The organism is Corynebacterium sp. CCUG 69979 (assembly GCF_024454095.1).
Taxonomy (GTDB): Bacteria; Actinomycetota; Actinomycetes; order Mycobacteriales; family Mycobacteriaceae; genus Corynebacterium; species Corynebacterium genitalium.
Genome location: NZ_JAGPZA010000020.1, coordinates 23,076 through 34,739 on the forward strand (window position 1 = coordinate 23,076; position 11,664 = coordinate 34,739).

Genomic DNA, 11,664 nt, shown 5'->3' on the forward strand with positions numbered 1-11,664 from the left:
GGTTTCGCTATGGCGTGGATAGGCGACGCGAACGCGCGCGGTGTTACCAGCGTTCAGGGGGAGCTTGCGGCTCCGGCTCTGGTTCCGGGGCCTGCTCTGTGGGTGTCTCGCGCAGCTCGCTGTCTGCGTGGTCACGGCTGGGTTCACGCCGCCCGCCGGGGCCGATCGCGTCGGTGACGGTTACACCGTAGATGGAGCGGCCGATGATGAAGGAACCGACAGAGGCGACAATCCACACGCCGAGAATGGCGATGATGGCGCGCAGGAAGTTGTTCAGGTCGAAGCCTTCTGTCGACCATTCGTGGATGAGCATCGCGATGATCAGTGCCGGGAAGGCGACACCGACCAGCGGGCCCATGAGGTTGGCGCGGGTTAGCGCATTCGGGGCGCGCAGCTGCAGGACGACAGTGGCGACGGTCATGAACACCGCCACGAAGACGAACAGCAAGACAATGATCTGCCAGATGGTCAGTGCGGTCATTAGCGGCGCCCCCTCGAGATCACGCGGGCCATGGACAAGGTCGGGATGGCACCGCAGACAAGGGCGGCCAGGATGGCTACTTCGTAGGCGATGAACGTGTCGTTGAACAGCGACCACACGAAGAAGATGCAGACCATGGCGTAGAAGATGTAGTCGGCCATGACGGCGCGGGAGAGCTCGTCACGCTCCCGGAGGATGGCCACGAGGCCGACCAGCAAGCTGACGGCCATGATGGCTATGCAGACGGTCAGGATTGTCTCGAACATTAGGTGAGATCTCCTTTGGGTACGTAGGGCTCCCAGGCCACATCCGCGACGTCGAGGGGTGTGGACTTCACGGCGGGGGAGACATGCTCTTCCATGTCGATCAGGCCCTCGATCACGTCGTTGGCATCGTCGCCGAAGGCGGACTGGACCAGCAGGGTCCGGGGCTTGCCCGGTGCGACTGGTTCACGGAATCCCATGGCCAAAGTCGACGGTGTGGCGGTAATCGAGGTGGAGAACCAGAACAGTTCCCAGTCGGTGGTGAGCCGCAGTGGGTAGTGAATGACTATCGGCTTGAGACCGGCGTCCGGTTTGAACGCCGTGAAGGCGGTGTTGAAACCGGAGACGATGATCTCTTTGACAATCCAGAAGAAGTAGCCGATGCCGTGGATGATCTTGTTCATTAGCGCTGGCCTCCTTGCAGGGAATCAGTATCGGGTACGCCGAGCGGGTCCTCGCCGAGGACGGCGGAGGTGTAGGACGGGACGTCGAGAAGCGCGTCGGCCGAACCCGTCGCCGCGTCCCACAGCGGGCCGACACCGAAGAACACCGCCAGCGAGATCCCCATCAGCACGGCGGACGGCGCAAGCAGCGCCCAACGCACCCGGAGTGTGTCGGGGTAGTGCTGCATGGGCTGGCCCCAGAAGACCTCGCGCCAGACGCGGAACATTGCGAGCATCGCCGCAAACGAGGCGATGATGATTGCGCCGATGGCCACCCAGGACCGAGCATCTCCGGCAGCCGCGGCGGCGAAGATGAGTGTGAGCTTGCCCCATAGCCCGGAAAACGGTGGGAAGCCGATCACCGAGAATGCACCCGCTGCGAAGATCGCGGCGGTCCATGAGTCGCGGCGCATGAGGCCCGACAGCTTTGACAGAGTGCCGGTGCCGTAGGTCTCCTCGATCGCACCGGAGTTCAGTGTCAGCGCACCAATGGTGATCATGTGGTGCAGCGTGTACATCAGGCCGGCGGCCAGCGCGTACCGGGCGGCGTCCGGGCCGATGCCCGGGCCGCCGGTAAATGCAAGCATGATGAGGATGAACGGCATGCCGTTGACCATCTGGTAGCCCAGCACCTGGCGGATGGTGGCTTCGCCCAGACCGGCGAAGGCGCCGACGAGCATGGATACGACCATGACGGCGATGATCAGCCAGTTCCAGCGCGGGTCCATGTCGAAGATAACCACCCAGATGCGGAACAGCATGTACACCGCGACCTTGGTGTGCAGTCCGGAGAACAGGCCCATCACTGCAGCGCTTGTCGACGTATATGTTCGCGGCAGCCACGTGTGTAGCGGGAACACGGCCGCCTTGGCGCTGATCGCGATGACAATCAGCCCCATCGCGACAGTGACCGGGCCGTTGCCGGCCGCCGCGCCCTGCAAAGCACCGATGTTCACCGCGCCGGTGACGGCGTAGACGTAGCCGACGCCCATCACCAGCAGGGTGGATGCTGCCAGGTTGACCAGCACGAACAGGCGTGCCGAGGAGAGGCGGAAGCGCGTACCCGTCATCGCGATCAGGCCGTAGGACGGCAGCAACATGACCTCGATCATGACGAAGAAGTTGAACAGATCCGCTGTGAGCAGGGCGCCAGAGACACCGGTGATCAGCACCAGCGCCAACGGGACGTAGTACCGCGGCTTGGTGTCGCCGGAAACGATGGCGAACCAGTTGGAGATCACGGCCACCGTCATGGTTGTGATCAGCATGATCGCCGAGAACTGGTCGGCGGCGAACGAGATGCCCGCCCCGCCTTGGTAGAGGCCGATGACGTGGCCGATAGCGCCGTGCTCGGCCGTGTAACCGAACAGCCACAGTCCGCCGATCAGGTTGATGGTGGGGATGATGATGCCCAGGGCGTCGTTCAGCGGCTTGAACGGCGACAGCGCCGCGATGGCCGCGACGATCAGCGGCAGCGCGACAAAGACCGGCAGGATTGCGTTGATCTCCATTACTTGCGCACCCCCCTGTAAGCGGTGCGGCCGGTGGTGGTGAGCGCACCGGGGCCGATCTTTTCTGCCTGTTCAGCGTCGAGAATGTTGTCCAGGGTGTCGTCGTCGCGGCCGAGTGCTGCGAGCATGAGCAGGATCGTCGTGGTGGCCATCGCGATGACGATGGCGGTCAGCACGAACGCCTGCGGCAACGGGTCCGACATGTCTTCGAGACCGGTGGAGGAAGGAAACGCCTCCCCTCGCCATGCGCCGTTGCCGGCGGCGAGAATGGTCAGGTTCGACGCGTGGCCGAACAGCGACATGCCGAAGACGATGCGCACCATGCCGCGTTGCAGCACCAGGTAGACCGCCCCGGCCATGAGGATTGCGATTGTCAGTGCGTAAATCATGCTCGTGCCCTTTCCTCGCGTGCCTCACGCTCGCTTGTCGACGGATACAGCGGCGCCGGATACGACTCTGTCGGGTGCTCCGGTTCCTCCGGCTCGGGGATATCCGGCAGCGGGTTGTGCTCGTCGCGGCGGTAGTCCAGATTCTCCCTGTCGGTGCCTGGGCGCAGGTACCCGCCAAGGTCATTGATCGCCATGGTGAGCATGCCGAGGACGGCCAGGTAGATACCGGCGTCGAAGATGAGGGAGGTGGTCATGTGCTCCCCGGCGATCTCACCGTGGATGGCGTACATGAAGCCGCCCTCGATGAAGCCGAGGAAGCCGGAGCTAATAGCGACGATGATGCCGATGCCGGTGAGATAGACCGGGGTCATCGGCTTGACCACGTTCTCATCACGGCCCTTGGACATGTAGCTGAGCACGAACGCGGTGGCCAGCACCAGCGCGGCGATGAAGCCGCCGCCTGGGGCGGTGTGGCCGCGGAAGAAGATGAGCACGCTGAGGATCACCAAGATCGGCATGGTGAGCGTGACCACCTTGCGCAGCGGCATCGTGTTGAGCTGCGACTGGCCAAACGGTGCGGGGCGGGTTCCGGCCTCGAACCGGTAGCGCGGTACCGAGTTGGTCACCGCCGCGATGACCACGGCGGCCATGCCCAGCACGGAGAGCTCGCCCAAGGTATCGAAGCCACGGAACTCAACGATGATCACGGCGACGATGTTGTCGGCACTGGTCACCTCGACGCCTTCGGTGAGGTACCAGTTGGCCAACTCGGAACGGTCGCGGCGACCCGTCAGTGAGTAGACAGCGGCGAAGGTGATAATGCCGGTGAGAACTGCCAGTGCCCCGGCCCATGCCTTGCGGCGCGCCGGGACCGGCGGGAACAGCCGCGGCTGGTAGCGCAGCACCATCATGATGACCACGACGGTGAGCGATTCCACCGTGAACTGGGTCAGAGCCACATCGGGGGCGCCGAGCAGCATCATCTGCAGGCTCATACCCACGCCGGCGGTGCCCAGGAAGACCGCGGCCGTCATGCGCTTCTTCGTCAGGACCAGGCCGAGGACGGAGATACCGATGATGGCCAGCGGCAGGATGTCCCAGTAGTTGTCCAGGCCTTCGGTGCGCGGTGCGAGCGGCATGCCGTCGATACCGTCGGTAAGCAGCAGCGTGACCACGCCCAGGCTCAGCGTGGTGACGATGAGCCACACGAGGTGCTTCGACGGGTTGAACGTGCCGGCCATCTTGCCGAAGATGATGCCCAGGTCGCGGGAGCGGTCCACGATGCCAGCCAAGACGTCGTTACCGGTAAACGGCAGCAGCTGCTTGTTCTCCAGGGCCTTCCACACTGGCTTGCGGAAGAAGATGAAGGCCACACCTGCGATGAGAACCAGCATGGAGACGATGAACGGCGCGGTGATGCCGTGCCACAGTGCCAGGTGGGAGTGGTAGTCCGCATCCGGGATGATGGCGTTGACGCCGGCGGTAATGGGGCCGTCGATAAGCGAAAGCACGAACACCGCGGGCACAGACATCAGTCCCGGGAAGGCGGCTGGCAGCCAGAAGCTGACCGGTGCTTCGTGCACCTCGCTCATGTCGCGCTCGCCGTCAACAAAGGCGCCGAAGACGATCTTCGCGGAGTAGACGAAGGTGAGGAAGGCGGCGAGACCAGCGAGGATGAGCAGCACGGTGCCGTACGGGCTCTCGTGGAAGGCCTCCAGGATGGACTCTTTGGACACAAAGCCGAACAGTGGCGGGACGGCGGCCATGGACGCGGCGGCAACGATGACGGAACCGAAGGTCCACGGCATCTTGTCGTACAGCTTGCCCAGGCGGCGCATGTCGCGCGTGCCCGTTTCATGGTCGATGACGCCGATGAGCATGAACAGGGAGGACTTGAACAGCGCGTGCGCGAGGGTGTGCGTCAGCGCGGCAGCAAGCGCCAGCGGGGTGCCGATACCGATCGCCGCGACAATCCAGCCCAGGTGGGACACCGTCGAGTACGCCGTGAGGTGCTTCAGGTCCGTCTTCGTGATGGCGAAGATCGCCGACATGAGTGCCGTGCCCAGGCCAGTGACGGTGAGCAGGATGTTCCACGTCGGGTTGTCGTGGAAGATCGTGGAGAACCGCACCAGCAGGTAGATACCGGCCTTGACCACGGCAGCGGCGTGCAGGAACGCCGACACGGGTGTCGCGGCCGCCATGGCCTCCGGGAGCCAGAAGTGGAACGGGAACTGCGCGGCCTTGGTGAATCCGGAGCACGCGATGAGCACTGCGACAATGGTGGTCAGGCGCGGGTTGTCGGCCCACACGTCGGAGGCGAGGATCTCGTGCAGGCGCGTTGTGCCCGTCGAGGTCGCAGCCAGGGCCAGGCCCGCCAGCAGCGTCAACCCGCCGAAGAACGTCAGGGCGAGGGTGCGGAACGAGCCGGCCTCACCCGACGATCCAGAGCGGGCGATAAGCAGGAACGACGCAATGGAGACGAGCTCCCACCCGATGAAGAGGAGCACGACATCGTCTGCAAGCACGAGCAGCAACACGGACAGCGTGAATGCCGTCATGATGGTGTAGAAGCTGGTGTTGCCGTCCTTCTCTGGCAGGTACGCGGCCGAGTAGATCAGCACGATACCGCCGATGATAAGGGCAAGCAGGGCGAAGAAGGCGCTCAGGCCGTCGGCGCGCAAGGCGAAGGACACCGCAGTGCCCTCCCCGAGAAGGTCATTAGCCCAGACAAGGTCGTAGGTCACAGGGGTGCCGGCGCGCAACGCGTTGGCTATCACGGCCGCCGCAGCGAACATGGCGGGTCCGGCGACCCACCCGACGCGGCGATCCATCACGCGCACGAGCACGGGGGAGGCCACCACTGTCGCGGCGACAATCCCGAGGGCGATTAGCAAAGCCATAGGCTGTATTTCCGTTTTGTTGGAGCGGCAGGGGGTCATGCAGTGTCGTGGCGCTGGCGGGAATTCACGCTAAGAAACCCTCAGCCAGGACAAAACAGTTCATAGGGTAACAGGGATGGGCGGGATCAACATGTCGAGTGAATTCGAGGGGGTGGGGTACGTAATGGCGGGAAGCCCCATTTCCCGCGTGTCACGCGCACCCCAGTAGCCACAACCGTTACATTTCTCTCTATGAAATGGAACGTTGTCCTGGCTTTTGCTGTGCTGTTGGTCGCCGCATTCACCCCAATGAATCCGGCATCCACGTGGGCCACGGGGGACGACACGTCTGGTGCCCCGGCTGCCTACGCCGGGCCCGATCAGCTTGTCGATGCCCGCCGCGCCGCCGGTGACGCCTCCGCCGAAGCCGGTTTCCTCACTCAGGGCACCAAGCAGCTCAAGGAGGGCACCGACCAGCTCAAGGACGGCTCCGGGGAGCTCGCTGAAGCTGTGCGCAGCGCGAGCGACGGCGCGGACAAGCTATCCAAAGGCATGGTGGAAATCCAGGCGGGCACCGGCCAGCTTGCCGACGGCGCTACCCGCGTCGCTGACTCCGTCGGCGGTGCGGTGGACCAAGTGGTCGGATTCGAAGCCGTGCGCGGCCAGATCCTCGGAGCACTGGATGACACCATCAAGGCCACCGAGAACAACCGCGACCCCCAAGTCACCGACCTGCGTAACCAGCTGACAGACCTGCGCGGCCAAGTCGAGACAGCCGAGCTGCCTGACGACATGAACACGCAGCTCACCGAGCTTCGCGACGGCTCCCGCGAGCTGGCCAACCAGCTCTCCACCCCCGGCTACGCCTACCACGACGGAATTTACTCCGCGACCAACGGAGCTTCCGAACTGTCCAAGGGCCTCAACGAGATGAACGGCAAGGTCAAGGAGGCGACCGACGGCGTGAACCAGCTTGCCGACGGCGGCACCAAGGTCGACGAGATGGCCAACACCACCAAAGACAACATCGGGGCGATCCAGCGCGCCCTGCCGGCACCTGTTCCCGTTGCCGGGGCAGCTGGTACGGCGACCGGCACCGCGGCTGGCGCGGACGGGCAAGCAGCACCCGCACCGGCATCCGCTCTAGCTCCGCTGGCCGCGATGCTTGTCTCGGCTCTGGCGATCCTCGGCGGAGTTGTCACCGCTTTAGCGGCCTACGCGGGATCCCGCCCCCGCGCGCGGTGGATCATCCTGGGCCTGGGCACCGCCTTCAGTGCGTCGGCCGGGCTCATTCTCGTGGCCATCCTGGGCACGAACTTGTCCGCAGCCGCGCTGGCGATCGCCGGTTCCGCCCTGGTCCTTGGCACCCTGGCTTCGGCAGGGCTGACCTGGATTCTCCGCTCTGCGTTCGGCACCATTGGCGGCGGTGGTGCCGCCGGCGTATTGGCTCTGCTGCAGGTGGGTGTGGTCGGCTGGGTGTGGTCCACCGCTGCCACCGGTGAGGTCTCTTTGCTGTGGAGCGCCGCTTCGCAGGCGCTCCCGATGCACTGGTCCACAGCCGCCATCTCTGCGGCGGGTAACGGCGGATCCGCCACCGCCATGTGGACCGGCATCGGGCTGTCCGCGCTGCTCGCTGTGCTTGGGCTCGTGGCGATGCGCGCGAGCCGCCCCGCCGTCGTGTCCGCCTATGACGCCGCCGACGCCGGCTACGCGGACGACGACTACGACGATGGCGCGGACTACGAAGAATCCGACTTCGACGAGCTCGACGATGACACCGCCGTCCTCGACACCGACGAAGCTATCGAACACAAGCGCTAACGTGCGCCCCTCTTCGTCGAGGCCATCAAGTAGGCTCCTGCTGTTCCCCGAAACCGGGTGGACGCCGCATAACTGAACAAAGGAGTCGCGCATGACCACCATCAACGCCCGCCAGATCCTCGAGCGGGAAGGTCGAGCGCTCACCGCCGACGTGCTCGGGCCCGTCAACGGCTACCGCCATTCGCCCAACTCCGTGCGCCGATGCTCGAAGTGCTACGACGAGATCATCCTCCACGGCCGGTTCGGCTGGCTCCACGCCGAATCGCTCGAGCACGACTGCCTCGACGCCGAGAACACCGCCATCTGCGCCCGCTAGGACAGGCGTAAAAATCCCGGACGAGAATCGCTTTGTGCACGGTTGCACGTGACCATGCACAAAGCCAATCCCGAGCCCGTAAGGCCTCCAAGGATCTAGCAATCAACTGTTCGCCTGAATGTCACCTTACTGTATTGCAGCTGTGTTTAAGTGGGGAATTGGATGGCTTCCAATCCATCTAGTTCTTATTTTCCCAGTCACCGGCACCTTCCCGGATCAGCAGCGACTACAGCGAACAGGAAGACTTCATGAGCGCAGCAACATGGAAATCCGTGGCCGCGAGTGTGGGCGTCATTGCTCTCACCGTTGCCACGACACCTACATCTCAAGCAGCGATTGATCTCGATTACGAGGGCTACAACGGCAAGCCGTCGTGTATCTCCATCGACGGCAACGGCAACGTCAAGGCTCCGCAGCCTGGCGAATGCGCCCAGTTCGGCAAAGGCGGCCAGGGCCGTTCCGACGAAAAAGCCAAGAACGTCATCATGATCGTCGGCGACGGCATGGGGCACCAGGAAATCACCGCGGCCCGTAACTACCTGCTCGGTGCCGGCGGCCGCTTCGACGGTCTGGACAACCTCACCGCTACCGGTGCCTACACCACCTTCGCCATCGACGAAGACGGCAAGAAGAACTACGTCACCGACTCCGCGGCTTCCGCTACCGGTTGGGCGACCGGCACCAAGAGCTACAACGGTGCTCTTGGCGTGGACATCAAGAAGGACGCCCACGTCAACCTCCTCGAGATGGCTAAGAACGCCGGCATGCGCACCGGTAACGTGACCACCTCCGAGATCCAGGACGCCACCCCGGCCTCCATGGGGTCCCACATTTCGCAGCGCAGTTACTACGCGCCGTCCGGTGACTCGAAGCCGGTCAAGGGCGATGAGGCCCGCGAGAACGGCGGCATCGGCTCCATCTCCGAGCAGCTCATCGACACCCGCGCGGACGTCACTCTCGGCGGCGGCGCCAAGTACTTCGACACCAAGGTGATGGCGGACAGCGACAATACCAACCCGTTCCTCGAAGGTGACGCGAAGTTCAACACCAAGTGGGAGAAAGACAAGACCGTCGCAGAGAACGCCGAAGCCAACGGCTACAAGATCGTGCGTACCCGCGACGAGCTCGCAGCAGTCACTGAAGCGAACCAGGATCAGCCGGTTCTGGGCCTGTTCCATGACAAGAACATGACCCGCCGCTTCGAGTCTTCTACGCCGGCCAAGGGTGGCGCGACCGCTGAGCCCACAACCTGTAAGGAAGCCAATATCGGCAACGAGCCGGAGTTGGCGGACATGACCACTAAGGCCATCGAGCTGCTGGACAAGCCGAACGAGGAGAAGGGCTTCTTCCTCCAGGTCGAGTCCGCTTCGATCGACAAGGCCGACCACGACGGCGACGCCTGCGGCTTTATCGGTGAGCTCAAGCGCCTCGAGGACACGGTGGCCACCGCTGTCGATTTCGCCAAGAAGGACGGCGACACCCTAGTCGTCGTCACCGCGGACCACGCCCACACTGCGCAGATCGTGCCCGACGGCCAGGATTCCCCGGCTGTGACCACCCGCCTTCACACCCACGACGACACCAACATGTCCGTCGCATTCGGCACCGTTCCCGTCCCGAAGGTCGAGGAGGGCGACTTCTCCATGCAGCACACCGGTGCCCAGGTGCGCATCGCCGCGTACGGCCCGGCGTCCGAGAACGTCTTCGGCCAGATCGACCAGACCGACGCTTTCTACGTCATGGCCAACGCGCTCGGCCTCGGCGATTGGGAGGTCAACACGAACCCGGTGGCGCGCGACTTCACTGCCCGCAACGAGGCTAACGGGGAACTCTGCTACCAGCTCGAACCAGGTGAGGCTCCGCAGGTCGGTGACTGCACGAAGTTCGGCAAGAAGGGCCAAGGCCTCGACGACTCCAAGGCGAAGAACGTCGTGATCATGCTTGCCGACGGCACCGCCGACGCCGACATCACCGCCGCCCGCAACTACCTGCACGGCGCTAACGGCCGTTTCGAGGCCGTGGACAACCTCGAGTACACCGGTTACCACACCACGTACTCCCTGAATAGGGAGACCGGCAAGCCGGATTACGTCACCGACTCCGCTGCGTCCGGTTCCGCCCTCTACTCCGGCATCAAGACCTACAACGGCGGTTTGGGCATCGACAACAACGGCAAGCCGGTTCCGACCATGGCTGAGCTTGCAAAGGCTGCCGGCATGAAGGTCGGCAACGTTTCCACCGCGGAGATTCAGGACGCCACCCCGGCGGCATTCGCCGTCCACGCCCTGGACCGCGCGGACTACGCGCCATCCGGCGAGAAGAAGGTAGCGCAAGACGCACAGCGCCGCGAAAACGGTGGTCTCGGCTCCATCTCCGAGCAGCTTGTCGACGTCCGCGCCGACGTCACCCTCGGCGGCGGTGCCGAGTACTTCGACACCGAGGTGATGGTCGACGGCAAGAACGGCGACACCACCTGGACCAAGGGCAAGACCGTTCTGGACAATGCGCGCGACAACGGCTTCGAAATCGTCAACGACGCTAAGAGCCTCGACGCAGTGAAGAACTCCGACAAGCCAGTCCTGGGCCTCTTCTCCCCGAGCCACATGCCGCGCATCTACAAGGAGACCGTTCCGACGGAAGATGGCGCGATGAAGGAAGCACAGCGCTGCGAGGCTAACCCCGAGTACACCGACGATATCCCGACGCTTGCGGCCATGACCCGCAAATCCCTGGAACTGCTTCAGAACGACAAGGGGTTCGTCCTCCACATTGAGGCGGCGTCCCCGGACAAGGCCAGCCACGGTGCCGACGCCTGCGGCATGATCGGCGAGATCCGCCAGTGGGACGAGTCCATCAAGGTCGTCCAAGACTGGGTGGAGGAGACCGGTGAGCCGACCCTGATCGTCGCCACTGCCGACCACGCCCAGACCCCGATGATCACCTACAACCAGAAACCGACCGCCGGCTTGACCACCAAACTGAAGACCGCGGACGACGCTGACATGTCCCTGCTGTACTCCACCGCGGAGTCGAACGACCCGAAGGACGCCCTCGGCGGCCAGCAGCACACCGGTGCTCAGGTCCGCGTTGCGGCTTCCGGCCCGGGGGCGGCGAACTTCACCGGCCAGATCGACGAGACCGACATCTTCTTCGGCGCGATGAACGCCGTGGGCGTCGACACTGATCAGCCTATCGACGGCAGCTCTTCTGGCTCCTCCGGCTCGTCTAGCTCCTCGAGCTCTTCGGCTAACTCGGCTGGTTCTTCCATTGGTGTGTTCTTCGGCGTTCTTGCCGCTCTGCTGGGGGTGGTTGCTCCTCTGAGTCCGCTGTTCCCGCAGGCACGCGAGATGTTTGAGAACTTCCGTAAGACCCTGCCGTTCTAACGCTGCGCGGGTAGCACCTCCGCTGATATGCGGCCCCGAGCCGCAGACCTGCTCCCCGCTGGTCGGACTGTGAACGCAGATCCCGACTAGCGGGGAGCTTCTGGGGTTAAACGACAAAAAGTGTGTCTGGAATCGCCGGTTTCCGGGGCTTAACCACGAGGTTTCAGGAAAATATATG

General features: G+C 64.0%; 9 protein-coding genes. 3 read left to right on the forward strand and 6 right to left on the reverse strand.

Annotation, left to right across the window (positions count from 1 at the left end; translation table 11 throughout):
* Window positions 1–43 precede the first annotated feature (43 nt).
* The 6 genes from KBX18_RS10170 to KBX18_RS10195 are packed head-to-tail and all read right to left on the reverse strand — an operon-like array spanning window position 44 to window position 5,987.
* Window positions 44–481: a Na+/H+ antiporter subunit G gene (locus KBX18_RS10170; protein ID WP_255995916.1), complete on the reverse strand. Its 438-nt coding sequence runs from the start codon at window positions 479–481 to the stop codon at window positions 44–46.
* Window positions 481–747: a cation:proton antiporter gene (locus KBX18_RS10175; RefSeq protein WP_255995917.1), complete on the reverse strand. Its 267-nt coding sequence runs from the start codon at window positions 745–747 to the stop codon at window positions 481–483. Before KBX18_RS10175 ends, KBX18_RS10170 begins: the two co-directional genes overlap by 1 nt.
* The gene (locus tag KBX18_RS10180; protein WP_255995918.1) at window positions 747–1,148 is read right to left on the reverse strand and encodes a monovalent cation/H+ antiporter subunit E; all 402 of its coding nucleotides are present in this window, start codon (window positions 1,146–1,148) and stop codon (window positions 747–749) included. The genes KBX18_RS10175 and KBX18_RS10180 overlap by 1 nt, the downstream gene beginning before the upstream one ends.
* Complete coding sequence (locus KBX18_RS10185) at window positions 1,148–2,698, reverse strand: monovalent cation/H+ antiporter subunit D family protein (protein WP_255995919.1); 1,551 nt, start codon at window positions 2,696–2,698, stop codon at window positions 1,148–1,150. Before KBX18_RS10185 ends, KBX18_RS10180 begins: the two co-directional genes overlap by 1 nt.
* Complete coding sequence (locus tag KBX18_RS10190) at window positions 2,698–3,087, reverse strand: cation:proton antiporter subunit C (RefSeq protein ID WP_005287241.1); 390 nt, start codon at window positions 3,085–3,087, stop codon at window positions 2,698–2,700. The genes KBX18_RS10185 and KBX18_RS10190 overlap by 1 nt, the downstream gene beginning before the upstream one ends.
* Window positions 3,084–5,987, reverse strand: coding sequence for a DUF4040 family protein (locus KBX18_RS10195; RefSeq protein ID WP_255995921.1), 2,904 nt, complete (start codon window positions 5,985–5,987; stop codon window positions 3,084–3,086). The genes KBX18_RS10190 and KBX18_RS10195 overlap by 4 nt, the downstream gene beginning before the upstream one ends.
* Window positions 5,988–6,218: 231 nt before the next feature.
* Here KBX18_RS10195 and KBX18_RS10200 point away from each other — a divergent pair, with 231 nt between their 5' ends.
* The 3 genes from KBX18_RS10200 to KBX18_RS10210 all read left to right on the forward strand — a co-directional run bounded on the left by KBX18_RS10200 (window position 6,219) and on the right by KBX18_RS10210 (window position 11,486).
* Window positions 6,219–7,787 (forward strand): hypothetical protein, encoded by a 1,569-nt coding sequence (locus KBX18_RS10200; protein WP_255995922.1) that lies wholly within the window; start codon window positions 6,219–6,221, stop codon window positions 7,785–7,787.
* 91 nt (window positions 7,788–7,878) lie between these two features.
* The gene (locus tag KBX18_RS10205) at window positions 7,879–8,103 is read left to right on the forward strand and encodes a hypothetical protein (RefSeq protein WP_005287232.1); all 225 of its coding nucleotides are present in this window, start codon (window positions 7,879–7,881) and stop codon (window positions 8,101–8,103) included.
* Window positions 8,104–8,351: 248 nt separating this feature from the next.
* Window positions 8,352–11,486: an alkaline phosphatase gene (locus KBX18_RS10210; RefSeq protein ID WP_255995923.1), complete on the forward strand. Its 3,135-nt coding sequence runs from the start codon at window positions 8,352–8,354 to the stop codon at window positions 11,484–11,486.
* Window positions 11,487–11,664 lie beyond the last annotated feature (178 nt).